Origin of the sequence: Nocardioides luteus, assembly GCF_000960475.2 — a bacterium.
Lineage (GTDB): Bacteria > Actinomycetota > Actinomycetes > Propionibacteriales > Nocardioidaceae > Nocardioides > Nocardioides luteus_A.
Window position 1 is genome coordinate 123,025 of sequence record NZ_JZDQ02000001.1, and the last position, 25,260, is coordinate 148,284.

Genomic DNA, 25,260 nt, shown 5'->3' on the forward strand with positions numbered 1-25,260 from the left:
GAAGCGGCGGCCTGATGCCCGTTGTCGCTCGCTGACGCTCGCTCATGCCGACTCCTCCTCCGCCCAGCCGCCCGCCGGGTGGGCGCGCTGGTCGGCGGCCCAGAGCCGGGCGTAGCGCCCGCCCCGGGCGAGGAGCTCCTCGTGGGTGCCCCGCTCCGCGACCCGGCCCTCGTCGAGGACGACGATCTGATCGGCCGCGGTGACCGTGGAGAGGCGGTGGGCGATCACCAGCAGCGTACGTCCGGCGACGAGGCGGGACAGCGCCCGCTGGACGAGCGCCTCCGACTCGGGGTCCGCCGCTGCGGTGGCCTCGTCGAGGACCAGGATCGGGGTGTCGGAGAGGAGGGCGCGGGCGATCGCGACGCGCTGCCGCTCGCCGCCGGAGAGCTGGCCGTCCTCACCGACCACCGAGTCGTAGCCGCGCGGGAGCTCCTCGATGCGGCTCGCGATCTGCGCAGCCTCCGCCACGCGCCGGACCTCCGGATCGGGCGCCTCCGGGTGGGCGAGGCGGATGTTGTCCCGGATCGAGGTACGCAGCAGCCCGGTGTCCTGGAAGACGAAGGAGACCTGCTCGTAGAGCTGAGCGCTGGTCATCTCCCGCAGGTCGACCCCCGCGATGGTGATCCGGCCCGCGGTGGGATCGGCGAAGCGCGGCAGCAGCTTGGCGAGCGTCGACTTGCCCGAGCCGGAGTGGCCGACGAGCGCCGTCACGGTGCCCGGCTCGAGGACCAGGTCGATGTCGTGGAGGACGGGCGGCGCGCCGGGGGAGTAGGCGAAGGAGACGCCGTGCAGCTCGACGCGGGACGAGGCCGGGACCGGCGCCGGGGAGGACGGCTCGGGGAGCTCTGGCTCGGCCAGCAGCCGCTGGATCCGCCGGGCGGCCTGGGTCGCCTCGCGCAGCTCGCGGGCGGCGTAGCCGGCGACGGTGACCGGCGCGGTCATCGCCAGCCCGAGGACGAGGAACGGCACCAGGTCAGGCCCGGTGATCCACGAAGCCCGAAGCATCCAGACCCCGCCGCCGAGCACGAGGACCAGGGTCAGGGCCGGCGTCAGCGCGAGCTCCATGAGCAGCATCCCGAAGGCGGAGTGACGCATCCAGGCCCGGTTGAACCCGCCGAACCGGGTCGTGACCTCGGCCAGCCGCCGGTGGGCCTGACCGGTCGCGCCGAACGTCTTGATCTCGGCGATCCCGCCGGTGTTCTCGACCGTCGCCGCGGCCAGCTCGGCCAGGCCGGCGTCGTAGTCGCGGTAGAGCGCGCCCGCGCCCCGCATCGAGATCCGGAACCCGACCAGCCCGAGCGCGAGCGGCACCAGGGTCACCAGGGCGAGCGGCGGGGAGACCACGAAGAGATAGACGGCGACGACCGAGGGCAGCGTGATCGCCGCGGTGAGCTCCATGACCGAGTGGGCGACCAGATGGTGCAGCGCGGCGACGTCGTCCTGCACCGCCTTCTTCACGGTGCCGGAGTTGCGCTCGGTGAACCAGGCCAGCGGGACTCGGCCCAGGCGGGCGACCAGCCGCCGCCGCAGGTGGATGGAGAGGTCGAGGTCGGCGACGTGGGAGAGCCACGAGGATCCCAGCACCGTCGTCAGCCGCACCAGCAAGGCAGCCACGCTCACCCACACGACGACCCAGGCGCGGCCGCCGTCCACAGGGGTCCCCGACAGAGCGGGCAGCAGGATCCGGGCGAGCTCGACGATCCCGACGAGCGGCACCAGCCCGGCGACGGTCGAGACGACCATCAGCAGCAGGCTGCCGACCAGCCTTCCCCGGACAGGACGAAGCGTCTGGAGGAGGGGGGAGCGAGCCAACGGGTGTCCTGCCGAGATCGAGGGGGTTGCTGCGTACGGAACCTAGCCGCCGTGGCTGGTCGGCGCGAGGAGACGCTCGAGCTCGTCCTCCTTCTCGGTGGGTACGACGAAGAGGAGCTCGTCGCCCTGCTCGAGAGGCTGCTCGGGGGTGGGTACGTAGACCTGGCCGTCGCGCAGGAGCGTGACCAGTGCGCAGTTCTCCGGGAACGGCACCAGGCCGGTGGGCTGGCCGACGTAGGGCGAGTCGGCGGGCAGGGTGATCTCGACCAGGTTGGCCTGGCCCTGCCGGAAGGTGAACAGTCGCACCAGGTCGCCGACGGTGACGGCCTCCTCGACCAGCGCGGACATGATCCGCGGGGTGGAGACGTTGACGTCGACGCCCCAGGCCTCGGTGAACAGCCACTCGTTGTTGGGGTGGTTGACCCGGCCCACGGTGCGCGGCACGCCGAACTCGGTCTTGGCCAGCAGCGAGCAGACCAGGTTGGCCTTGTCGTCACCGGTCGCGGCGATGACCACGTCGCAGTTGTCGAGCCTGGCCTCCTCGAGGGAGGAGAGCTCGCACGCGTCGGCGAGCAGCCACTCCGCGTCGGCGACCCGCTCGGGCTTGATCGAGCCCGGGTTCTTGTCGATGAGGAGCACCTCGTGGCCGTTGGTGATCAGCTCACGGGCGATGGACCTGCCGACGGCCCCGGCTCCGGCGATAGCAACTCTCATCGTCAGTCTTCCTCGGGGCCGTTCTTGATGGTCTTGTACGCCTGCGCGGTGTTCTCCTCGCGCATCACGATGTGGAGCACGTCGCCCTCCTGGATCACGCTCTCGCGGACCGGGATGATCCCTTCGCCGAGCCGGTCGATCCACGCGATCCGCGCACCGGACTGGCGCTGGAACTTGATGGTGCGCTCGCCGACCCAGGAGTCGGGCATGATCACCTGGTCGATGCGGATGTTGCCCGACATGTCGCGGAAGTCGGGCTCGGCGCCGGCCGGGAGGAGCCGGCGGAGCACCTGGTCGGCGGTCCACTTCACGGTGGCGACCGTGCTGATCCCGAGGCGCTGGTAGACCTCGGCGCGGCCGGGGTCGTAGATCCGGGCCACGACCTGCTCGATGCCGAACTCCTCGCGCGCCACCCGGGCCGCGATGATGTTGGAGTTGTCACCGCTGGAGACCGCCGCGAAGGCCTCGGCGCGCTTGATGCCGGCCTTGAGCAGCACCTCGCGGTCGAAACCCATCCCCGCGACCTTGTCGCCGTTGAAGCTCGGACCGAGACGCCGGAACGCCTCCGGGTTCTGGTCGATGATCGAGACCGTGTGGTTGCGGTCCTCGAGACTTCTCGCCAGGGTCGAGCCGACGCGGCCACAGCCCATGATCACTACGTGCACCGTGTCATGATTGCATTCGCCGGGCCCGTGCGTCGCCTACGCCCTCCGAAGTGGCGTGTTCGGACGCGCGTGGTGATCCGGAAGCGCGTGGATCCCGCGATGTGCCGTAGCGTCTGCGGTTGTGGGTGTTGGTGATGTCTCCAAGCGAATCCTGATCGGTCGCAAGCTTCGAAGCTCTCAGCTGGGCGAGACGCTGCTGCCGAAGCGCATCGCGCTACCGGTTTTCGCCAGCGACGCGCTCTCCTCGGTGGCCTACGCGCCCGACGAGGTCTTCATCATGCTCTCGGTCGCCGGGGCCTCGGCGTACGTGTGGTCCTGGAAGATCGCGCTGGTCGTCGTCTGCGTGATGATCGCGGTGATCGCCTCCTACCGGCAGACGGTGCACGCCTACCCCTCGGGCGGCGGCGACTACGAGGTGGCGACGGTCAACCTCGGCGCCAAGGCCGGTACGACGGTGGCCAGCGCGCTGCTGGTGGACTATGTCCTGACGGTGGCCGTGTCCATCTCCTCGGGTGCCAACTACGCCGCGAGCGCGATCCCCGTCCTGCGCGGGCACGAGGTCGTCATCGCCGTCACGCTCGTCGTCCTGCTCGCCGCCATGAACCTGCGCGGGATCCGGGAGGCCGGCTCCGCCTTCGCGGTGCCGACCTATCTGTTCATGCTCGCCATCGGGGCCATGGCCGTCACCGGCTTCATCCGGCTCGCGATGGGCGACCTGCCCCAGGTGGAGAGCGCGAAGTACGAGATCGCCCCCGAACCCGGGATGGCCGAGCCGCTCGGCGCGCTCGCGCTGGCCTTCCTGCTCGCCCGGGCCTTCTCCTCCGGCTCCGCGGCGCTGACCGGTGTGGAGGCGATCTCCAACGGCGTACCTGCCTTCCGCAAGCCCAAGTCGAAGAACGCCGCCACGACGCTCGGCCTCCTCGGGCTGATCGCGATCACGATGATGCTGAGCGTGATCGTGCTGGCCAACCTGATGGGGATCAAGCTGGTCGACCCGGGGGAGCAGCACCGGCTGCTGCTCGACGGGGTGCCGCTGAACGACGCCCACGACCAGGACGCGGCCATCGCCCAGGTCGCCCACGCCGTCTTCGACTTCTTCCCGCCGATGTTCTACGTCGTCGTCGCGGTGACCGGGCTGATCCTGGTCCTGGCCGCGAACACGGCCTTCAACGGGTTCCCGGTGCTCGGCTCGATCCTGGCCAAGGACGGCTACGCACCGCGGGCGCTGGGCGCGCGCGGCGACCGGCTGGCCTACTCCAACGGCATCGGCTTCCTCGCGATCATGGCGATCGTGCTGATCGTCGTCTTCGAGGCGGAGACGACGCGGCTGATCCAGCTCTACATCGTCGGCGTCTTCGTCTCCTTCAACCTCAGCCAGCTCGGGATGATCCGCCACTGGACCAGGGAGCTGTCGACCGAGCACGACCCGCTGGTGCGGCGCCGGATGGTCCGCTCGCGGGTGATCAACACGGTCGGGCTCTGCTTCACCGCCGCGGTGCTGGTCATCGTGCTGATCACGAAGTTCCTCTCCGGCGCCTGGATCACCATCCTGGCGATGCTGGTCTTCTACCTGGGGATGCGCGGCATCCGGCGCCACTACGACAACGTGGCCCGCGAGCTGGCCGCCGACGAGCAGGACAAGGTCATGCCGACCCGCGTCCACGCGATCGTCCTGGTCTCCAAGCTCCACAAGCCGACCTTGCGCGCGCTCGCCTTCGCCCAGGCGACCCGCCCCAACGCGCTCGAGGCGGTGACCGTCTCGACCACCGACTCCGACACCGCCGAGCTGCTCAAGCAGTGGGACGAGCGCAACCTGCCGATGCCGCTGAAGGTGCTCCACTCGCCCTACCGCGAGCTGATCCGGCCCGTCGTCGAGTACGCCTCGGCGATCCGCGACGCCAATCCGCGCGGCGTCGTGGCCGTCTACATCCCCGAGTACGTCGTGGGCCGCTGGTGGGAGCAGTTCCTCCACAACCAGACCGCGCTGCGGCTCAAGGGCCGGCTCCTGTTCACCCCGGGCGTCATGGTCATCTCGGTGCCCTACCAGCTCGCCTCCGGCAAGGAGCGCGCCGAGGAGATGCGCGAGGAGTACTGGCTCGCTCCGGGTCTGCGCCGCGGAAGCGGCCGTCGATGAGCCGTCCCCGGCGCTCCGCGCCGCCGCGCGGGCGACGGCCCCGTCCGAAGGCGTCCAAGGGCGAGTCGTACGTCGGCCGGCGATTCGAGGTCGAGGTCGGCCCGGTCGCGCACGGCGGCCACTTCGTGGCACGGGTGCCGCTCGAGGACGGGGCCTCCCGCGTGGTCTTCGTACGCCACGCCCTGCCCGGGGAGCGGGTGGTCGTCGAGATCACCGAGGGAACCGCCGGTGACCGGTTCTGGCGCGGCGACGCCGTCTCGGTCCTCTCGGCCGCGGCGGAACGGGTCGTTCCGCCGTGCCCCTACGCGGGCCCCGGGCTCTGCGGTGGCTGCGACTTCCAGCATGTCTCCCTGTCGGCCCAGCGCGAGCTGAAGGCCACGGTGCTGCGCGAGCAGCTGGTCCGGCTCGGCGGGCTCTCTGCCGAGGACCCGCTGGTCGCCGACCTGGTCGTCGAGGCCGTTCCCGGCGACGAGGCGGGGCTGCGCTGGCGCACCCGTCAGCGCTACGCGACCGCGCAGGGTGGCGGCCGCGGGATGCGGCGCTACCGCTCCCACGACGTGATCCCGGTCGATGACTGCCTGATCGCCTCGAGCGACGCCCGCGAGCCGGGTGCCGGGACGGTCGTGGAGTCGGTCGATGCCGGGGGAGCGACGCACTCCTTCGAGGTCGCCGCCGACGGCTTCTGGCAGGTCCACCCCGGGGCACCCGCCACCCTGGTCTCCGCCGTCCTCTCCGCGCTCGCACCTGCTCCGGGCGACACCGTCCTGGACCTCTACGCCGGCGTCGGCCTCTTCTCCGCGTTCCTCGCCGACGAGGTCGGTCCGACCGGACGTGTCGTCGCCGTCGAGGGCGACCGGACCGCCTCCGCGCTCTCGGTCGGCAACGTCCCCTCCGCCGAGGTCACCGCGGGTGACGTGGCCACCGTGCTGGGCGGTCTCGAGGAGGGTCCGTTCGACCTCGTCGTGCTCGACCCGCCGCGTGAGGGCGCCCGCCGCCCGGTCGTCGAGGCCGTGGCCGCGCGGTCGCCTCGCGCGGTCGCCTACGTCGCCTGCGACCCCGCCGCGCTGGCCCGTGACGTCGCCATCTTCGCCGAGCACGGCTACCGGCTGCGGTCGCTGCGTGGCTTCGACCTGTTCCCGATGACGCACCACGTCGAGGCCGTCGCGCTGCTGACGAAAACCGGCTCCGACCAGCAGTGATGGAGAAACGGTGGGGCGGGGCCGGCTGATCGCCGGACGTCGCGGGTACCGGTAGAGCGCTCGGTCGGCTGCGGAAGGGGAGCAGATGGGCGGACGAGTGAGGTTGATCGCCGTGGTCGTCGCCGTGCTCCTGCTCGGCGGGTGCGGCGTCCGGTCGGGAGCGGCCGAGTCCGAGTCCGGCTGGAGGACGAAGGTCGACCAGACGCTCGGCACCGCGGTGAGCAGCCTGGGTACGACGGCGTTGCTGCTGGAGAACCGGGCCGACGGGCACCTCACCACGAACTACGTCGTGGTCGCGGTTCGTGACGCCCTGCGTACGTTGAACACCGAGGCGCAGGCTTTCGAGTCGCTGCAGCCACCCGCCTCCGAGGCGGCCGCCAACCGCCGCGCGGTCGAGGCGCTCGGCCGGGCCGTGACTGCGGTGAACGCGGCCAGCACCGCGGTCTCCGCGGGCGACCGCGGGGCTGTGCATGACGCGCTGCGCGACGTACGCCGGACCTATGCCGCCCTGCAGGACCTGAGGGACCGGCTGACCAAGGCGGCCCGATGAAGAGGCTGCTCTCGGTCGCCCTGGGCATCCTCACCGCGATCGGCGGCTTCGTCGACATCGGTGACATGGTCGTGAACGCGCAGGTCGGCGCCCGCTTCGACCTCTCGCTCGGGCTGGTGGTCGCCGTCGGCGTGATCGGTATCTGCGTCTTCGCCGAGATGTCCGGCCGGGTGGCTGTCTGCAGCAAGCGGGCGACCTTCGACCTGGTCCGCGAACGCCTGGGCCCGCGCATCGGGCTGCTCAACCTGGTCGCGTCCCTGATCGTCACCGCACTGACCTTCGTCGCCGAGATCGGCGGCGTCGCGCTGGCACTGGCACTGGTCAGCTCGGTCAACGAGCTGCTGATCATCCCGCTGGTCGGGCTGCTGGTCTGGCTGGTGCTCTGGCGGGCCAAGTTTTCGCTGATGGAGAACGTCCTCGGGCTGCTCGGCCTGGCGCTCGTCGTGTTCGCGGTCGCGCTGTGGAAGCTCGGCCCCGACTGGAGCGAGCTCGGCCATCAGCTGCTCACGGCCGACAAGCCTGCCGATGAGACCTGGACGACCTACGCCTACTACTCGGTGGCCCTGTTCGGCGCCGCCATGACGCCGTACGAGGTGTTCTTCTTCTCCTCCGGCGGCGTCGAGGAGCATTGGACCGAGAAGGACCTGGGCACGATGCGGGCCAACGTCTTCGTGGGGTTCCCGCTCGGCGGCCTGCTCTCGCTCGCGATCGCCGGCTGCGCGTCGGTCGCGCTCGGCCCGCTGGCGATCGACGTCGCCTCGCTCAGCCAGGTGGCTCTCCCGGTCGGCATCGCGCTGGGCAAGGTCGGCCTGGCGGTGGCTCTGATCGGGTTCGTCGCGGCCACCTTCGGGGCGGCGTGCGAGACCGGGCTGTCGACCGGGTACACCCTGGCGCAGTACTTCGGGTTCCAGTGGGGCAAGTACGTCCGGCCGGGTGAGGCCACCCGCTTCCATCTCGTCCTCGTGGTGGCCACGTTCCTGGCCGTCGGCGTGCTCATGACGGGGGTGGACCCGATCCTGGTGACCGAGGCGTCGGTGGTCGGGTCCGCGGTCGCGCTGCCGCTGACGTACTTCCCGATCCTCGTCGTCGCGAACGACAAGGACTACATGGGGGCGCACCGCAACGGGTTGGTCGCGAACCTCCTCGGGACGATCTACCTGGTGCTGGTGTGCGTCGCGGCGGTGGCGGCGATCCCGCTGCTGGTGATCACCGGGATGGGGGCGTGATGGACAACCGGCTCGACAGCAGGGCCTTCGACGCGGCGCTGCACCTGCTCGACCGACAGGTCACCGACAAGGACGGGCTGTTGGTGTGCAAGGTCGACGACCTGGAGATCTCCTTCTACGCCGACGGCTCGCGACCCGCCGTCACCCGGATCCTCACCGGGCCGGCGGCCCTGGTGCCGCGGATGTCCAGCCGCACCGGTCATCTGTTGCGCGAGCGCTGGATCAGCCTCGGCACCCAGTACGCCGACCGCGACGTCCCGCTCGCCATCGACCTGCACCAGGTCGGCCACGTCGGCTCGGACATCCGGTTGAAGGTGGGGCGCGACGGACTGCTCGACCGTCAGCCGCCGGCGACGGAAGGGACGACGCTGCGGCGGATGGGCGAGCTGCTCAGGATGCGGGTCTCCTCCGAGCATCCCCAGCTGCGCGGCGTGGTCCTCGACGTGCGGCTCGAGCCCGCCGGCGACCGGTTCGTGTTCCGGCACCTCGTGGTGGGCCCGCGTCGCCCCGGCTCGCTGCTCGGGTACGACCGCGGCGACTTCAAGGGACCCTGGCTGGTGGGCGCGACCGTCAAGCGGCTGCACCGGCACGTCCGGCTGGCCTCCTGCGCGGCCATCGAGGAGGCCGACATCGACTGGGACCGGGGCATCGTCCGGCTCGGCGAGGACACCGAGGTCGGCCCGGCGGCGTTCGATGCATGACGGCGCCGTTCGTGGGCACCGGGGCCGTCGCGCTCCTCGCCGCCGACGCCGTCCCGGGCGGATATCGGTTGCGCGTCTCGGTCGGCGGCGTTGAGATGCTCTCGTGAGCGACGACCTGTGGGGAACCGACCGGCTCGACCTGAGCGCCTACCTGGAGCGGATCGGTGTGACCGAGCCGCCCGGTCCGTCGCGTGAGGCGCTCGAGGAGATCTACGACGCGCACCTCCGCACCTTCACCTTCGACAACATCGACGTGCTGCTCGAGCAGCATCCCGGCGTCGACCTGCTCGACGTCCAGGCGAAGTTCGCCGGCCGGGGGAGGGGCGGCTACTGCTTCGAGCACGGCACGCTCCTCGCTGCGGTGCTGGACCGGCTCGGCTTCGCGGTCGAACGGCGGCTCGCGCGGGTCGGTCCCGACCCGACCGCGGCGGGGCGTACGCATCTGGTCGTCGTCATCGACCTCGACGGCGAGCGGCTGCTGGTCGACCCCGGTTTCGGGCTGAGCCTGTGGCGGCCGATCCCGCTGGTCGACGGAGCGGTCGACGAGGTCCGCGGCATCGGCTATCGGGTGCGGCGCGGCGAGCACGGCTGGGCGCTGGAGCGGGCCAAGGACGACGGCTGGGAGCTGATGCACACCCACGACGAGGCGCTGGTCGTGCCCAGCGACGTCGCGCTCGGTCATCACTACACCAGCACCCACCCGACGGTGCACTTCCGTCACCGTCTGATCACGACGAAGCTCCTCGGCGACCGGCACGTCAGCCTCACCCACAACACCGTCACCATCCGCCGCGAGGGCGAGGAGACCGAGCACCGGGAGATCGGGATCGACGAGGCGATGGGCTACCTCGAGGAGCTCGCGGTGCCGCTCACCGACGACGAGCGGGCACGTCTCCGTGCTCGCCTCGAGAGTCTGGACTAGCGCTCGTCCACGATGATCTGCAGCGCCATGGTCGGGTCCTCGGAGAGGTCGGTGATCAGCTGGCGGCGGTCCAGCACGGCCTCGTCGAGGTGAGGACCGAGGCTGCCCAGCAGCTCACCGGTGGTCGTGGCCGGCATCGTGTTGAGCACGCGCGGACCGCGCCGGCCGGTGTAGGGCACCACCCGCGCCAGGGCGCCGGCCACCGACCGGGTCGCCTCCGCGAACGGTGCCGTGATCGGGTCGGTGATCGGACCGAGCCAGTCGGCGGCACGTTCCGCCTCGGCACGGGAGGTGCGCGCCTTGAGGTCCCCGAGGCGTACGTCCTCGAGGGCCTGCTCCAGGCGACGCTGCTCGGCGAAGGCGAGGCCGACGACGACCGCGGCCCCGAGAACCGCGACCAGGGCGAGGCTAGCGACCAGCATGGACCTTGACCTCCGCCACGACGCCCTCGTCGGCGAGCCGCTCGCGCAGCGACTCGGCGGCCTGGTCGTAGACCATCTTCGAGAGCAGCGCCGGCCGCACCTTGTGCAGCATCGTGGCCGCCTTGGTCTGGGCCGAGGCCAGCTCGAGCGGGTTGAGGATGCGGATGCTCAGCAGCCGGTCCTCGGGCGGGAGCTCGGCGTAGGTGGCGCGCGGGGCCGAGAGGTCGGCCTGCTCCAGGCGCCACAGCAGACCGATGGTCTCGGCACGCAGCGCCTTGTTGGCGCGCCGCAGGCGCCAGGCGACAGCGGCGGCGGCCAGGGCGATCACCAACGCCACGACGGCGATCAGGGTGCTCAAGGCTCTCCTCGCATCACTGGTCCCGACGAGCAGCGGCCCGACGGGTGGGACGGACCCATCATGGAGCATCCGAGAATCGCTGTCAGCGGCGGTGGTCACAACACGGCGCGCCGGGGTGATTCGAAATGTCGTTCGACATCATGTATCTTGATATCAAGACATCGACGGCACGTCCGTCGCAAAAGGTTAGGTGAGCCTTTGTTTTCCCGGCGCAGGTAGCCGGGGCAGGATGGGCCTCAAAGACTTGAGAACGTACGTCACTGTGGACGCGAGCAAGGAGATGAACGCGTTGGCCAGCAAGGACAGCTTCGGTGCCAAGAGCACCCTGGACGTGGACGGTAAGTCCTACGAGATCTTCCGCCTGGATGCGGTCAAGGGTGAGGGCCTCGACGTCGCGTCGCTGCCCTTCTCGCTGAAGGTGCTGCTGGAGAACCTCCTGCGCACCGAGGACGGCGCGAACATCACCGCCGACGACATCAAGGCGCTGGCGGGCTGGGACGAGACCGCCGAGCCCGACAAGGAGATCCAGTACACGCCGGCGCGCGTGATCATGCAGGACTTCACCGGCGTGCCGTGCATCGTCGACCTGGCGACCCTGCGTGAGGCCGCGGCCGAGCTCGGCGGCGACCCGACCAAGATCAACCCGCTCTCGCCCGCCGAGATGGTCATCGACCACTCCGTGATCGCCGAGGTCTTCGGCACGCCCGAGGCCTTCGAGCGCAACGTCGAGATCGAGTACGAGCGCAACCGCGAGCGCTACCAGTTCCTGCGCTGGGGCCAGACCGCCTTCGAGGACTTCAAGGTCGTCCCGCCGGGCACCGGCATCGTCCACCAGGTCAACATCGAGCACCTGGCCCGCACCGTCTTCACCCGTGAGGTCGACGGCGAGCTGCAGGCCTACCCCGACACCTGCGTCGGCACCGACTCCCACACCACCATGGTCAACGGCCTGGGCGTCCTCGGCTTCGGCGTCGGCGGCATCGAGGCCGAGGCCGCGCTGCTCGGCCAGCCGGTCTCCATGCTGATCCCGCGCGTGGTCGGCTTCAAGCTCCACGGCGACCTGCCCGAGGGCTCGACCGCTACCGACCTGGTGCTCACCATCACCGAGATGCTGCGCAAGCACGGCGTGGTCGGCAAGTTCGTGGAGTTCTACGGCGCCGGCGTGACCGCGCTGCCGCTGGCCAACCGCGCCACCATCGGCAACATGTCGCCCGAGTTCGGCTCCACCATCGCGATCTTCCCGGTCGACGAGGAGACCATCAACTACCTCAAGCTCACCGGCCGCTCCGAGGAGCAGCTGGCGCTGGTGGAGAAGTACGCCAAGGAGCAGGGCCTCTGGCACGACCCGGCCGCCGAGCCGCGCTTCTCCGAGAAGCTCGAGCTCGACCTCTCCACGGTCGTCCCCTCGATCGCCGGCCCGAAGCGCCCGCAGGACCGCGTCTCGCTCACCGACGCCAAGACCTCCTTCGAGGGTCACCTGCCGAGCTACACCTCGGCGACCGACGCGAGGATCCCGGTCAAGCTGGCCGACGGCACCGAGTTCGAGCTGGAGAACGGTGCGGTCACGATCGCCTCGATCACCTCCTGCACCAACACCTCCAACCCGTCGGTCATGATCGGCGCCGCGCTGCTGGCGAAGAAGGCGGTCGAGAAGGGCCTGACCCGCAAGCCGTGGGTCAAGACCACCCTGGCGCCGGGCTCCAAGGTCGTCACCGACTACTACGACAAGGCCGGGCTGACCCCCTACCTGGAGAAGGTCGGCTTCAACCTGGTCGGCTACGGCTGCGTGACCTGCATCGGCAACTCGGGCCCGATCATCCCCGAGGTCTCCGCCGCGGTGAACGACAACGACCTCGCCGTCGTCTCGGTGCTCTCCGGCAACCGCAACTTCGAGGGCCGGATCAACCCCGACGTGAAGATGAACTACCTCGCCTCGCCGCCGCTGGTCATCGCCTACGCCCTGGCCGGCAACATGAACATGAACCTGTTCGAGGACGCGCTGGGCCAGGACCAGGACGGCAACGACGTCTTCCTCAAGGACATCTGGCCGACCCCGGCCGAGGTCGAGGAGACCATCGCCACCGCGATCTCCTCCGACATGTTCACGAAGGACTACGCCGACGTGTTCGCGGGCGACGAGCGCTGGCAGAACCTGCCGACCCCGACCGGTGACACCTTCACCTGGGACGAGGAGTCGACCTACGTCCGCAAGGCTCCCTACTTCGAGGGCATGGCCAAGACCCCGGCCCCGGTCACCGACATCGAGGGTGCCCGCGTCCTGCTGAAGCTGGGCGACTCGGTCACCACCGACCACATCAGCCCCGCGGGCAACATCAAGAAGGACTCGCCCGCCGGCAAGTACCTCATCGAGCACGGTGTCGAGCAGCGGGACTTCAACTCCTACGGCTCGCGCCGAGGCAACCACGAGATCATGATCCGCGGCACCTTCGCCAACATCCGGATCAAGAACCAGGTCGCCCCGGGCACCGAGGGTGGTTACACCCGCGACTTCACCCAGCCCGACGCTCCGGTCAGCTTCATCTACGACGCAGCGCAGAACTACGCCGCGGCCGGCACCCCGCTGGTCGTCCTCGGCGGCAAGGAGTACGGTTCCGGCTCCTCGCGCGACTGGGCCGCCAAGGGCACCTCGCTGCTGGGCGTCAAGGCTGTCATCACCGAGTCGTTCGAGCGCATCCACCGCTCCAACCTCATCGGTATGGGCGTCATCCCGCTCCAGTTCCCCGCGGGCCAGAACGCCGACAGCCTCGGTCTGACCGGTGAGGAGACCTTCTCGATCACCGGCATCACCGCGCTCAACGAGGGTGTCACCCCGAAGACGGTCAAGGTCACCACCGACACCGGTGTCGAGTTCGACGCGGTCGTCCGCATCGACACCCCCGGTGAGGCCAACTACTACCGCAACGGCGGCATCCTGCAGTACGTCCTGCGCAGCCTGGTCAACGCCTGAGTCCGACCACCTGCCGAAACGGCCCGTCACCCGCGAGGGTGGCGGGCCGTTCCGCACCTGCCGAGGCGTCACCTACGTCGGCCGAGGCGTCGCGTACGTCGGCCGAGGCGTCGCGCGGGTCGGCCGAGATGGCAGGGCGTGACGTCTCGACCGTCCGGAGTGACGTCTCGGCCGACTGGGGTGACGTGTCGGCCGACGCAGGTGACTTCTCGGCCGACGGGGGTGACGCCTCGGCGTCAGGTGAGTGAGGCGATCCGGGCTCGGCTGTCCTCGGTGAGGGTCGCCAGGAGGGCTTCGGCTGCCTCGTCGTGCTCGTCGGTGGCGGCGGCGAGCTCGGTGACCGTCTCGTCGGGGAGACCGGCGAGGATGGGGTCGATCACCGACAGCTCGTCGATGAAGAGCGCGAGCTGGAGGATGTCGCTGCCGGAGGCACCGTCGACGACCTTCAGGGAGGTCTCGGCGCCTACGACGCCGGTGAACCTGGCCAGCGTCAGCAGATGGCCCTGAGCCATCAGGCGGCGCCCGACGTCGACGACGAGCGCGTCGTCGAGCTTGGCGATGATGCCCTCGACCCGGCTCGGGTCGAGGTGTACGGAGAGCTCGGCGAGGAACTCCGGGTTCAGGTGGCCGGCAAGCTTCGCCGCGTCGGCCGGCTCCATCACCGCGGCCACCCGGGCGCTGAGCATCGGCCCCATCGCGATCTCGGCGATCTTCGCGGTGACGGCCGCGGGGAGCTTCTTGCTGACCGCGGCCAGCCCCTTCACGCGCGACTCGTGACGGCTGAACATCGCGTGCGACACGATCCCGCGCAGGTCGCGGAGGTCGTCGGGCGAGGTGGTGGCGAGGAAGGCGAGCTCGGCCTCGTCCACGTGCATCTCGTGGGCGAGCTTGGTGATCTCCAGGGCGCTGGTCAGGGCGGTCATCGGCCACCTCCGAGCATCTTCTGGACGACCCCGCGCAGCATCCTCGGCACCAGCTTCAGCGCCTCGTCGAGGGAGGCCTCGAACGCCTTGTCCTCCGCGGTCATCGCGCTGCGGATCAGGTCGTCGAACCTGCCCAGCTGCTGGTCGTCGTACGCCTCCAGCGGCGCGAGCCGCGTGGCCGGCACGCCCAGGGTGGCGGCGAGCCGGTCGAGTCCCTCGCTCATCGGTTCCTTCCTGCCGACGGTGGCACCTTCGGCCCGCGGCGCCGCCACTATAGGCAGGCCGCCCGAGTGTTTGGATAGTGTTTCGACATGCACGCAGCGTTCTCGATCGGCCCGGCGACGGGCGACGACCGCGATGGCACGGTGGCCGTCCGCGTGGCGAACTGGAAGGAGCCCCGATGCTGGTAGCGTTCTCCGTCGCGCCGAGCGGCACCGGTCGCGCCGACGGGTCCGTGTCGGACGCCGTGGCGGCGGCGGTTCGCGTGGTGAGGGAGTCAGGGCTCCCGAACCGGACCGACGCGATGTTCACGACGATCGAAGGCGACTGGGACGCGTGCCTCGACGTCGTGAAGCGGGCGACCGAGGCGGTCGCTCCGTACGGGTCACGCGTGTCCCTGGTCCTGAAGGCTGACATCCGGCCCGGCTACGAGGGCGAGCTCGACGCAAAGCTCGAGCGGCTCGAAGAAGCGCTCGGGGACTGACGCCCCGCCCGCGGCGATTCCGGGTGGCCGCGAAGATCCAGGACAATCGATCCCATGGTCGAACTTCTCCTCGCCGTCACCTTCGCGTGCGGGCTGGTCGTGGCTGTCGCCCACGTCATCAACAGTCGTTTCATCGCACCCGTCTACGACGTCGTGGCGAACCTGACCGGCTTCGTGTGCGCCGTCGCTGCCTCGACGCTGCTCCACCACTGGATCCCCGCGCTCCTCGCGGCGCTCGCCGTGGGCTGCTGGCTGGTGCTGGCGGTGCGAACGCTGCGCGCCGTTCGTCGTCGGCAACCGCTGCTGGGACAGTCACCCCACGAGGACCCCTACCTCAGCGGCCGCTGACCGACGCCCCTCCGCCGGTCTGACCGGTGCTCGGGGCCGGCATCCGGCCCGCTCGCACCAGCCAGCTCAGCGGAGGGTCACAGACCGCGGGCCATCGCGTCCTGTCCGGTCTTGATGGCCTCCCGGATCCGGGAGTAGGTGCCGCAGCGGCAGACGTTGCGGATCGTGTCGAGGTCGGCCTCGTTGATGGCCCGGCCCTCGGCCCGGACCTTGTGGACGAGGGCGACCGCGGCCATGATCTGGCCGGGCTGGCAGTAGCCGCACTGGGCGACGTCGTGCTCGAGCCAGGCCTCCTGCATCGGGTGCAGCCCGTCGCCGGGGGCGGTGTCGGCGAGACCCTCGATCGTGGTGATCTCGTCGTCGGGGCCGATGTCGGCGACCCGCACCGAGCACGGGTTGAACGCCTTGCCGTTGATGTGCGACGTACAGGCCTTGCAGACATTGATGCCGCACCCGTACTTCGGGCCGGTGACACCGAGGATGTCCCGCAGGACCCACAGGATGCGTACGTCGTCCTCGACGTCGACGGTGACGGTCTCGCCGTTGAGCTGGAAGGTGTGTGAAGGCATCGCAGGTCCTCAGTACGTGTGGGCGAGGCCGTCGGTCGGCGACTCGGGAACGGACGGGATGAAGGGCTTGGTCTCGAAGTGGAGCGGCTTGTGGAAGTTGATCGGGAACTCCGTGGGCATCTCACCGGTCGCGCGTGCGTACGCACAGGCGACGGCGGCCATCGACGCGGCCACACCGGCCTCGCCGACACCGCCCGGCTGGCTGCCGTGCGACTCCATCACCTCGCACTCGAACTCGAACGGCGTGTTCCACTGCCGGGTGTAGGCCGAGTTGTCCCAGCTGGCCTCCAGGAAGTGACCGTCGACCAGGTGGTTGCTGTAGGTCAGGGCCTGGCACATGCCGTCGGAGAAGCCGCCCATCATCTGGGCCTTCACACCGGCCGGGTTGATCACCAGGCCGACGTCGGCGACCACGACGGCCTTGGTGACCCTGGGGCCGGTGACCGCGTTGCGCACCTCGCGGTTGACCGTCTCGGGACGGCAGTCGATCTCGACGAGGACGGCGGTGGCGCCCTTGTACTCCTTGTGGATGGCGATGCCCTGCGCGGTGCCGGCGGGCATCGAGCGACCCCAGTCGCCGAGCTCGGCGGCCCGGTCGAGGACCCGCTTGACGACGTCGCTCTTGAGGTAGCTGCGGCGGAAGGCGACCGGGTCCTGCTTGAGCTTCTTGGCCAGCTGGTCGACCATCAGCTCGCTGGCGGTGGCGACGTCGGGGGAGTAGATGTTGCGCACCGAGCTGGTGTTGAACCGGTCGACCGCGGGCTTCGGCTCGTTGAGCAGCTGGGTGACGACCCCGAAGTTGTAGGGCATCTCGGTGGCGAGCATGAAGATCGACTCTGAGAAGCTCAGGTTCGACAGGCCGGTCGGCAGCGCCGCCACCTCGGCGGTCAGCCGCTCCCCGAGACCGTGGGTGAAGTCGCAGGCCACGCTGGCGTGACGCTGCTCGAAGGTGAGGACGCTGCCGGCCAGCACCGTCGCCCGGACCTGGGAGACCGCCATCGGGTGCACCCGGCCCTGGCGCGGCTCGTCGGCGCGGTGCCACATCAGCTTGACCGGTGCCCCGAACGCCTTGGACGCGTGCGCGGCCTCGAGAGCGGCGTCGAAGAACAGCTTGCGGCCGAAGGAGCCGCCGCCCTGGACGACGTTGACCGTCACGTCGGTGGGCAGCAGGCCGAGGGCGTCGGCGATCTTCTCCTGGGCGGTGATCGGCGACTTGAGCCCGCCCCAGATCGTGGCCTTCCCGTCGCGTACGTCGGCGATGGCGCAGTTGGGCTCGAGGGCCGAGCCGCTGCGGAAGTGGAAGGTGAACTCGCCGTCGACCGAGGTCGCGCCGACCTTCGGCACCGCGAGCGGGATCTGCCCGGCCTTGAGCTCGGCCTTGATGTCCTTGGCCGACATGGTGGTCACGGTGCCGGAGTTCCAGGTGACCTCGAGCGCGCGGACGGCGTCGATGCACTGCCCGAAGGTCTTGGCCCGGACGGCGACGCCGGTGGGGATCATCGCGACGTGGGTGACGCCCGGCATCTTCTCGACGTCGCCCTTGTTGTCGATCGAGACGGGGGTGCCGTTGAGCTCGGGTGCCCGGCAGACCATCGTGGGCAGCGCGTCGGGGACGTCGAGGTCCATCGCGAACTTCTTCTTGCCGGTGACCGCCGCGCGTGCGTCGACGCGCCGGTGCGGCTTGCCGACGACGGCGTGCTCGGAGGTCTCCTTCAGCTTGACCTCGACCTTCTCGGTCGTCGGCTTCGCGGCCTTGGCGGCGGCCTCGCCGTACGTCACCGAGGAGCCACCGGGGGCGCTGATCACGCCGCCCTTGGCGACCAGCTGTGCCGCGGTGGTCCCGAGCAGGATCGCGGCCGCATCGAGCAGCGCCTTGCGGGCGATGGCGGCGGCGACGCGCACCGGGGTGTACATCGAGATGATCGTGTTCGAGCCGCCGGTCAGCTGGTTGAAGAGCAGCTCGGGGCGGGCCGGCGCCAGGGTGACGTGCACGTCGTCGACCGGGAGGTCGAGCTCCTCGGCGATCAGCATGGACACCGCCGTGGTGATGCCCTGACCGACCTCCATCCGTGGCAGCGCGAAGTGGGCGTGACCCTTCTCGTCGACCTCGATGGCGATCAGGTTCGAGGTCGGCATCGCGCAGTGGGTCAGGAAGTCGTTGAGATCGTAGAGCTCAGGGACCTGGGGCACCGACGGGATCGGCGCCGCCTGGGCTGCCGACGGTGTCAGGCCCAGATCGGCGGCCGCGATCAGCGTGGTGCCGCCGATGACATATCCGACGAACGAGCGTCTGGAGACCCGAGCAGGGCTCTCCGAGTTGTGCGTCCCCATGTGTAATCACTCCTGGCGTGGGCAGGGTCCGAGTTTTGTGACCCCCGACACATAGCACCATTCACCAGGCAGATCTCGATTGGGAAGGGCGCGTCGGGAAATGTGTGAGGGCACGACATCGCGCATGGAGACAGATCACATGCCGCCTCGGGCGTGACCGTCGCCACACTCGCGCGTTGGTCTGGTTGACGCCGCAACCGCCAGCGAGACACCGAGGGAGCGCGATGAGCACGGAGCCGATCCAACGCATCGTCGCGGGCATCAGGGAGGACCTCCCGCACATCGTCGAGCTGTTCGTGAAGAACAACTGGGACCAGGTCGCCGCCTACTCCGTCAGCCCTGATCCCGCTCTGCGCAAGGAGGTCGGCGACCACGCCGAGGCGGTCTTCCTGGCGGTGCTCACCACGCTGGAGGAGGGACGCCCCGCCGTACGCGAGGACTTCGGGTTCACCGTGGACCAGGCGACCCGCCGGGTCCGCCAGGGCGTCGCGCTGGCGGACTTCCTGCAGGCCTTCCGCATCGGTCAGGTCGCGTTGTGGGAGCGCATCGCCGAGATCGCCGCGGCGGACCCGGAGACCAGCCGCGCGGCGCTCCCGGTGGCAGCCCACGTGATGCAGGTGATCGAGGTCGGCAGCACGGTCGCCGCCGAGGCCTACCTCGCTGCCCATCAGGTCGAGCTCGCCGAGGGCGACCGGATCCGCCGGGACCTCGTCGAGGACCTGCTCGCCGGGCGAGCGGTCCGGCCCGGCCCGATGCTCGAGGTGGCCCGCAGGTGCGGCCTGGAACCAGACGATCGGATCATCGTCCTGGTCGCGGTGCCGGTGCGGCCGCTGCGCCCCGGACGGAGCCTGCGCGAGGCGCTGCGGCACGTACGCTCCGTGCTGGGCCCCTCACGCGAAGGGGTCACGGTGATCCGCCAGGAGCAGCTCGTCGGGGTCCTGCCCGTCGCCACCGACGACGTCCGGACGATCGTGCCCGACATGCGACGCATCTACCGTCAGCTCGCCCGGGAGGGCTTCGAGCTGGCCGTCGGCGCCAGCACCGTGCACACCGGCCTGGACGCCGTGCCCGCTGCGTACGCCGAGGCGGGCATCGCTCGCGAGGTCCTCGGGTCGGATCCCGGCGTGATGGCGCTGCCGATGATCTCGACGATCGACTACCTGGTGCTGCGCGAGGACCCGACCGCTCGCCGCCTGGTGCGTCCCGCGCTGCGCCAGTTCGTCGAGGAGGACCTTGCGCGTGACCGCGTGATGATCGAGACGATGCTGGCGTACGTCGCCTGCGACCTCAACGCCAAGCTGGCCGCGGAGCGCCTGCACGTCCACGTCAACACCGCCTATCACCGGCTCGAGCGGATCGCCGAGCGCACCGGGTGCGACCTGCGCCGCTTCGCCGACGTCGAGGAGCTGGTCTTCGCGATCCGGCTCCTCACCGAGCCTCGTGGTGTGGCGAGGACCTAGACCGCGGCAGGCTTGCGACCGTAGAACCAGTAGACCGCCGCGCCGAGCAGGTTGGTGCTGCCCCACAGGCGCCAGAGCAGCCGCGGTCCGCGGATCTCGTCGTCGGAGCGCTTCTGCAGGTCGCGCAGGATGACCGGCGCCACCGCCGCCTGGGCGGCAAGCGCGCCGGTGGTCAAGATCGCCTTCTTCTGCTTCTTGGTCAGTGCCATGACGCCAGTCTTTGCCTTGGTTTGTGCCCAGTCAAGCAACGGATGTCTCCAGGAGTGTCGGCACGTCGGTAGCGAGCGAGAGGCCGCGCGCTGCGGTCCGCCCGCGGGCCAACTAGGCTCGCTCCTCATGACCGAGTTCGCCGCCGTGATCCTTGTCGACCGTCGTGGGTGGGTGATGCTCCAGGAACGTGACGAGCACCCGCGGATCGCGCCGGAGAAATGGGCGTTCAGCGGTGGCCACCTGGAGCCGGGGGAGGACCCGCTGACCGGTGCCGTCCGCGAGCTCGAGGAGGAGACCGAGGTCCGGCTGCGCCCGCAGGACCTCCACCTGGTCGCCGTCCACGACGTGCACCATCCCGAGACCGACTCCGACGACAAGCTCCACCTGTACGCAGCCGCCGTCGACCTCACCGACGACGACATCGTGTGCCACGAAGGCCGCCAGATCGTCTTCGTCGACCCCGCCACCGTCCCTGACCTGGACCTCAGCGACTCCGCCCGGATCGGGCTGACGCCCTTCCTCGGATCGCCCCAGCATGCCGCCCTATCCGGGTCGGCGGCGCTCAGGGTCGAGACGTAGAATCCCCTCCTATGGGTCTCCTCGAACGCATCGCCGCGCCGCAGGATCTTCGTGATCTCTCCGACGACCAGCTCGAGCTCCTCGCGAGCGAGATCCGGGACCTGATGATCCGGACCGTGGCCACCAACACCGGCCACCTCGGTCCCAACCTGGGCGTGGTCGAGCTGACCCTGGCCCTGCACCGGGTCTTCGACAGCCCGAGCGACAAGATCGTCTTCGACACCGGCCACCAGTCCTACGTCCACAAGCTCGTCACCGGCCGGGCCGGCGACTTCGGCACGCTGCGCCGCGAGGGCGGGATGAGCGGCTACCCGAGCCAGTCCGAGTCCGACCACGACATCGTCGAGAACTCCCACGCCTCCACCGCGCTCTCCTACGCCGACGGGCTGGCCAAGGCCTTCACGATCCGGGGCGAGGACCGCCACGTGGTCGCCGTCATCGGCGACGGCGCGCTGACCGGCGGGATGGCCTGGGAGGCGCTCAACAACATCGCGATCCAGCACGACTCCAAGCTGGTCATCGTGGTCAACGACAACGGCCGCTCCTACACCCCGACCATCGGTGGACTGGCCACGGCGCTGACCTCGCTGCGCACCAACCCCCGCTATGAGGTCCTGCTCGACATGGTCAAGCGGCGCCTCAACGCGGTGCCGGGGATCGGCGCGCTGGCCTACGACGCGCTCCACGCGGTCAAGAAGGGGCTCAAGGACGCGGTCGCGCCCCAGGGGCTCTTCGAGGACCTCGGCCTGAAGTACGTCGGCCCCGTCGACGGCCACGACCGGCACGCCGTCGAGCAGGCGCTGTCCTCGGCCAAGAAGTTCGGCGGCCCGGTGATCGTGCACGCGATCACCCGCAAGGGCTACGGCTACGACCCGGCCGAGCGCCACGAGGCCGACCAGTTCCACTCGCCGGGCCCGTTCGACGTCCAGACCGGCGCCGAGAAGCCGAAGGGCCGGATCTGGACCGACCACTTCTCCGATGCCATCGTGCGACTGGGGGAGAGCCGCCAGGACATCGTCGCGATCACCGCCGCGATGATGCACCCGGTCGGTCTCGACCGGTTCCAGGCACGCTTCCCGGAGCGCACCTTCGACGTCGGCATCGCCGAGCAGCACGCGGCCACCTCGGCCGCGGGCCTGGCCATGGGCGGGCTCCACCCGGTCTTCGCCGTCTACGCCACCTTCCTCAACCGCGCCTTCGACCAGGTGCTGATGGACTGCGCGCTCCACCGGGCCGGGGTGACGTTCGTCCTCGACCGTTCCGGGGTCACCGGCGACGACGGCGCCTCCCACAACGGGATGTGGGACATGTCGCTCCTCCAGGTCGTTCCCGGCCTCCGCCTGGCCGCCCCGCGCGACATCGCCCGCCTCAACGAACTGCTCGACGAGGCCGTCGACGTCGACGATGCGCCCACCGTCGTACGTTTCCCGAAGGGCCCGCCGCCCGAGGACATCCCCGCGATCGCCAAGCTCGGTGAGGCGGACGTGCTGGTCCGCAACGGCACCAAGGACGTCCTGGTGATCGGCGTCGGCTCCATGGCGGAGGTCGCCGTCGGCGTCGCGGACCGGCTGATCGCCCAGGGCATCGGTGTCACCGTCGTCGACCCGCGCTGGGTCAAGCCGGTCGACCCGGCCCTCGTCGAGGCGGCCGCCGACCACAGCCTCGTCGTCACCATCGAGGACAACGGCGTCACCGGCGGTGTCGGCGCCACCTTCCTGCAGGCCATGACTGCTGCCGACGTACGCACGCCGGTGAAGATCCACGGCATCCCGCAGGAGTTCCTCGACCACGCCAAGCGGCCCAAGATCCTGGAGAGCATCGGCCTGACCTCCCAGTCGATCGCTCTGGACACGATCGAACGCCTCGGTGCCCTGACCTCCACCCCGCTGCCCCGAGACGTCAGTCTCTGACGCCGAGTGGTCGAATTTTGACCCTCGGGGTCGGTCTCTCCGGTCGAGCCTGTGGCGGAGTCCGGACGGTTTTGGCTTAGAGTGGGCTCCGTCGAGGGCGACGAGGGCCCTCGGTACGTCACCGCAAACACTCGGGGGATTCAAATGCTCTATGACGACATCGTGGCCGAGTTCCGTTGGTCACCTGAGCAGATGTCTGCGCCGTTCGATCTCCGGGCGGCGGATGAAGTGATCCGCAAGCGGATCGAGGGTCGGCGCAGCTCAGCGCAGGCAGCAGGTCGCCAGCAGGCCGCTCGGGTGCGGCAGTCCACGGGTGCCTCGGCGACGGGCGCCACGGGTGGCAAGGTCGCCACCGACAAGGCCTGATCCCGTCCAGGACCGACCTCTCGCCGCCGGGCTCTCGGCAGCGGAGACGAGACCGCCCCCGACCGATTCGATCGGTCGGGGGCGGTCTGTCGTCGGTCAGTGGAACTTCTTGCCGGTGACCTTCTCGGAGATGCCCTCGCGGTCGAGGAGCTGGGTGATGCCGCCGTTCCAGAACTGGAAGCCGGCACCGGTGATCATGCCGAGGTCGATGTCCTCGGCGGCCTGCGCGACGCCCTCGTCGAGCATCCGGCCGATCTCGTCGGCGATCGCCTCGAGGGTCTGCTGGCGCACCTCGTCGGCGGTCTTGACGACGTCACCGACGGTGAGCAGCGCCTCGACCTCCGGGTCGAGCGTACGGCCGTCGGCGCCGAAGAAGGACGCCTTCTTGGCCTCGACGACCTTGTGGAGGTTCTCCGAGAGGTAGAACCGCTCGGGGAAGGCCTTCGCCAGGGTCTCGTTGTTGTGGTAGGCGATCGCCGGCCCGACCAGCCCGATCAGCTGGTAGGGCGACATCGGCGTGACGCCCGCGAAGGCGGACTCGACGACGTCGATCGGGGTGCCCTCGTCCGCGATCTTGGCGATCTCGCCCATGAAGCGGCCCAGGAGCCGGTTCACGATGAAGGACGGGCTGTCCTTGACCAGGATCGAGGTCTTCTTCAGCGCCTTCGAGGTGGCGAAGGCCGTGGCCAGCGCGGCGTCCGAGGTCTTCTCGCCGCTGATGATCTCCAGCAGCGGCATGACCGCGACCGGGTTGAAGAAGTGGAAGCCCACGACCCGCTCGGGGTTCTTCAGGTCGGCCGCCATCTCGGTGATCGAGAGGCTCGAGGTGTTCGTGGCGAAGACCGCGGTCTCCGGCGCGACGGCCTCGGCGTTGGCGAAGACGGTCTTCTTGACGCCCATCTCCTCGAAGACGGCCTCGATGATGAAGTCTGCGTCGGAGAAGGCCTCCTCGTAGTCGACCGAAGCGGTCACGAGCGCCTTGAGACGGTTGGTCGCGTCCTGCGAGGCGCGGCCCTTGGCGAGCTTCTTGTCGAGCTCGGCGTGGACGTACGCCACGCCCTTGTCGGCGCGCTCCTGGTCGAGGTCGACCATGACGACCGGCACCTTGAGGCGCTGGACGAAGAGCAGCGCGAACTGCGAGGCCATCAGACCGGCACCGATGATGCCGACCTTGGTGACCTTCTGCGCGAGCGCCTTGTCGGGCGCACCGGCGGGACGCTTGGCGCGCTTCTGCACCAGGTCGAAGGAGTAGAGCGAGGCGAGCAGCTGCGGCGTCTTCGACATCGCCACGAGAGCGTCGTCCTCGGCCGCGAAGCCCTCGTCGCGGCTCGCCGTCTTGGCCAGGGTGAGCAGCTCGACGGCCTTCTTGGCGGCCGGGGAGGCGTCGCCGGTCTTGGCCCAGGCGAAGAAGCCCGCGTTCTTGGCGGCCTCGTCCCAGGCCTCGCCGCGGTCGATCTCCTCACGGGAGACCTCGACGGTCCCGGAGAGGACGCCGTCCGCCCACAGGAGCGACTGCTCGAGGTAGTCGGCGCCGCCGAAGATCGCGTCCGCGATGCCCAGGTCGAAGGCCTCGGTGCCCTTGAGCACCTTGCCGTTGTTGAGCGGGTTCTCGATGAAGACCTTGGCGGCCTTCGCCGGACCGATCAGGTTCGGCAGCAGGTAGCCGCCGCCCCAGCCCGGGATCAGGCCGAGCATGACCTCGGGCAGGCCGACGGCCGGCACCGAGTCCTGGATCGTGCGGTAGTCGGCGTGCAGCGCGACCTCGAGGCCGCCGCCGAGCGCGAGACCGTTGATGAAGCCGAACGACGGCTTCTTCGTGGTGCCGTCGCCGTCGCCCAGCTTGCGGAAGACGGCGTGACCGAGCTCCGCGATCGTACGGATCCCGTCGGGGCCGCCGGCCTGCAGCGAGGTCAGGTCGGCACCGGCCGCGAGGATGAACGGCTTGCCGGTGACGGCGATCGCGTCGATCTCCGGGTCGGCCAGCGCCGCGTCGTACGCCGTGTTGAGCTCGACCAGCGACTTCGGTCCGAAGGTGTTCGGACGGGTGTGGTCGTGCCCGTTGTCGAGGGTGACCAGGCCGAGGACCTTGCCGGAGGGCAGGTTGACCTTCTGCAGCTTGGCCGCAGTGACGACCTCGTCGTCGGTGAACAGCTTCTCCACGTCGGCGAGGAGCGTGTTGATGTCCGTCAT

At 69.9% G+C, this 25,260-nt stretch carries 24 protein-coding genes; 13 read left to right on the forward strand and 11 right to left on the reverse strand.

From position 1 onward, the window contains the following. Positions 1-42 precede the first annotated feature (42 nt). Genes UG56_RS00655 through UG56_RS00665 form a run of 3 tightly spaced genes read right to left on the reverse strand, consistent with a single transcriptional unit; the run spans position 43 to position 3,191 of the window. A complete protein-coding gene (locus UG56_RS00655; RefSeq protein WP_143054848.1) occupies positions 43-1,812 on the reverse strand; it encodes an ABC transporter ATP-binding protein in 1,770 nt (589 codons plus the stop codon). Positions 1,813-1,854: 42 nt separating this feature from the next. Further along, complete coding sequence (locus tag UG56_RS00660) at positions 1,855-2,526, reverse strand: potassium channel family protein (protein ID WP_008360320.1); 672 nt, start codon at positions 2,524-2,526, stop codon at positions 1,855-1,857. A 2-nt stretch (positions 2,527-2,528) separates the two neighbouring features. Further along, complete coding sequence (locus UG56_RS00665; RefSeq protein ID WP_045547209.1) at positions 2,529-3,191, reverse strand: potassium channel family protein; 663 nt, start codon at positions 3,189-3,191, stop codon at positions 2,529-2,531. A gap of 121 nt (positions 3,192-3,312) precedes the next feature. On the opposite strand from UG56_RS00665, the gene UG56_RS00670 reads away from it, so the two are divergent. The 6 genes from UG56_RS00670 to UG56_RS00695 all read left to right on the forward strand — a co-directional run bounded on the left by UG56_RS00670 (position 3,313) and on the right by UG56_RS00695 (position 9,923). After that, positions 3,313-5,325: an APC family permease gene (locus UG56_RS00670; RefSeq protein WP_045547208.1), complete on the forward strand. Its 2,013-nt coding sequence runs from the start codon at positions 3,313-3,315 to the stop codon at positions 5,323-5,325. Beyond that, positions 5,322-6,524, forward strand: coding sequence for a class I SAM-dependent RNA methyltransferase (locus UG56_RS00675; RefSeq protein WP_071326807.1), 1,203 nt, complete (start codon positions 5,322-5,324; stop codon positions 6,522-6,524). The genes UG56_RS00670 and UG56_RS00675 overlap by 4 nt, the downstream gene beginning before the upstream one ends. 85 nt (positions 6,525-6,609) lie before the next feature. Further along, on the forward strand, positions 6,610-7,074 hold the full coding sequence (locus tag UG56_RS00680) for a hypothetical protein (RefSeq protein WP_143054849.1): 465 nt from the start codon (positions 6,610-6,612) through the stop codon (positions 7,072-7,074). Then, positions 7,071-8,300: an NRAMP family divalent metal transporter gene (locus UG56_RS00685; RefSeq protein ID WP_045547205.1), complete on the forward strand. Its 1,230-nt coding sequence runs from the start codon at positions 7,071-7,073 to the stop codon at positions 8,298-8,300. Before UG56_RS00680 ends, UG56_RS00685 begins: the two co-directional genes overlap by 4 nt. Beyond that, positions 8,300-9,001, forward strand: coding sequence for a hypothetical protein (locus UG56_RS00690; RefSeq protein ID WP_052693175.1), 702 nt, complete (start codon positions 8,300-8,302; stop codon positions 8,999-9,001). Before UG56_RS00685 ends, UG56_RS00690 begins: the two co-directional genes overlap by 1 nt. A 103-nt stretch (positions 9,002-9,104) precedes the next feature. After that, a complete protein-coding gene (locus UG56_RS00695) occupies positions 9,105-9,923 on the forward strand; it encodes an arylamine N-acetyltransferase family protein (RefSeq protein ID WP_045547204.1) in 819 nt (272 codons plus the stop codon). On the opposite strand, the gene UG56_RS00700 is transcribed toward UG56_RS00695, so the two are convergent. Beyond that, entirely contained in the window at positions 9,920-10,345 is a 426-nt protein-coding gene (locus tag UG56_RS00700; protein ID WP_045547203.1) for a hypothetical protein, read from the reverse strand. The two genes, UG56_RS00695 and UG56_RS00700, sit on opposite strands and share 4 nt — an antisense overlap. Then, positions 10,332-10,703 (reverse strand): hypothetical protein, encoded by a 372-nt coding sequence (locus UG56_RS00705; protein ID WP_045547202.1) that lies wholly within the window; start codon positions 10,701-10,703, stop codon positions 10,332-10,334. Before UG56_RS00705 ends, UG56_RS00700 begins: the two co-directional genes overlap by 14 nt. A gap of 280 nt (positions 10,704-10,983) precedes the next feature. On the opposite strand from UG56_RS00705, the gene acnA reads away from it, so the two are divergent. Next, positions 10,984-13,671 (forward strand): aconitate hydratase AcnA, encoded by a 2,688-nt coding sequence (acnA, locus tag UG56_RS00710; protein WP_045547243.1) that lies wholly within the window; start codon positions 10,984-10,986, stop codon positions 13,669-13,671. Between the two features lie 236 nt (positions 13,672-13,907). Here acnA and UG56_RS00715 read toward each other — a convergent pair whose 3' ends face one another. Together UG56_RS00715 and UG56_RS00720 are read right to left on the reverse strand one after the other, a co-directional pair. Then, positions 13,908-14,594, reverse strand: a complete 687-nt coding sequence (locus UG56_RS00715; protein WP_045547201.1) for a hypothetical protein — start codon at positions 14,592-14,594, stop codon at positions 13,908-13,910. Beyond that, entirely contained in the window at positions 14,591-14,818 is a 228-nt protein-coding gene (locus tag UG56_RS00720) for a hypothetical protein (protein WP_045547200.1), read from the reverse strand. Before UG56_RS00720 ends, UG56_RS00715 begins: the two co-directional genes overlap by 4 nt. Before the next feature lie 176 nt (positions 14,819-14,994). Here UG56_RS00720 and UG56_RS00725 point away from each other — a divergent pair, with 176 nt between their 5' ends. Together UG56_RS00725 and UG56_RS00730 are read left to right on the forward strand one after the other, a co-directional pair. Beyond that, complete coding sequence (locus UG56_RS00725) at positions 14,995-15,297, forward strand: thiamine-binding protein (RefSeq protein ID WP_045547199.1); 303 nt, start codon at positions 14,995-14,997, stop codon at positions 15,295-15,297. A gap of 54 nt (positions 15,298-15,351) precedes the next feature. Further along, a complete protein-coding gene (locus UG56_RS00730; protein WP_045547198.1) occupies positions 15,352-15,645 on the forward strand; it encodes a hypothetical protein in 294 nt (97 codons plus the stop codon). A gap of 77 nt (positions 15,646-15,722) precedes the next feature. Here UG56_RS00730 and UG56_RS00735 read toward each other — a convergent pair whose 3' ends face one another. Both UG56_RS00735 and UG56_RS00740 read right to left on the reverse strand, forming a co-directional pair. Further along, entirely contained in the window at positions 15,723-16,214 is a 492-nt protein-coding gene (locus UG56_RS00735; RefSeq protein ID WP_045547197.1) for a (2Fe-2S)-binding protein, read from the reverse strand. Positions 16,215-16,223: 9 nt separating this feature from the next. Next, complete coding sequence (locus UG56_RS00740; protein ID WP_045547196.1) at positions 16,224-18,545, reverse strand: molybdopterin cofactor-binding domain-containing protein; 2,322 nt, start codon at positions 18,543-18,545, stop codon at positions 16,224-16,226. A gap of 224 nt (positions 18,546-18,769) precedes the next feature. Here UG56_RS00740 and UG56_RS00745 point away from each other — a divergent pair, with 224 nt between their 5' ends. Then, entirely contained in the window at positions 18,770-20,005 is a 1,236-nt protein-coding gene (locus tag UG56_RS00745) for a PucR family transcriptional regulator (RefSeq protein WP_256206367.1), read from the forward strand. Here UG56_RS00745 and UG56_RS00750 read toward each other — a convergent pair. Then, a complete protein-coding gene (locus UG56_RS00750) occupies positions 20,002-20,214 on the reverse strand; it encodes a hypothetical protein (protein ID WP_045547195.1) in 213 nt (70 codons plus the stop codon). The two genes, UG56_RS00745 and UG56_RS00750, sit on opposite strands and share 4 nt — an antisense overlap. Positions 20,215-20,341: 127 nt before the next feature. Here UG56_RS00750 and UG56_RS00755 point away from each other — a divergent pair, with 127 nt between their 5' ends. The 3 genes from UG56_RS00755 (at position 20,342) to UG56_RS00765 (ending at position 23,070) form a co-directional block, all read left to right on the forward strand. Further along, positions 20,342-20,794 carry an NUDIX hydrolase gene (locus tag UG56_RS00755; protein ID WP_045547194.1) on the forward strand — a complete coding sequence of 151 codons (453 nt, stop codon included), beginning with the start codon at positions 20,342-20,344 and terminating at the stop codon, positions 20,792-20,794. Between the two features lie 11 nt (positions 20,795-20,805). Beyond that, positions 20,806-22,704 (forward strand): 1-deoxy-D-xylulose-5-phosphate synthase, encoded by a 1,899-nt coding sequence (gene dxs, locus UG56_RS00760; RefSeq protein ID WP_045547193.1) that lies wholly within the window; start codon positions 20,806-20,808, stop codon positions 22,702-22,704. A 144-nt stretch (positions 22,705-22,848) separates the two neighbouring features. Then, the gene (locus tag UG56_RS00765; RefSeq protein ID WP_143054850.1) at positions 22,849-23,070 is read left to right on the forward strand and encodes a hypothetical protein; all 222 of its coding nucleotides are present in this window, start codon (positions 22,849-22,851) and stop codon (positions 23,068-23,070) included. A 96-nt stretch (positions 23,071-23,166) separates the two neighbouring features. On the opposite strand, the gene UG56_RS00770 is transcribed toward UG56_RS00765, so the two are convergent. Continuing rightward, entirely contained in the window at positions 23,167-25,260 is a 2,094-nt protein-coding gene (locus UG56_RS00770) for a 3-hydroxyacyl-CoA dehydrogenase NAD-binding domain-containing protein (RefSeq protein WP_045547191.1), read from the reverse strand.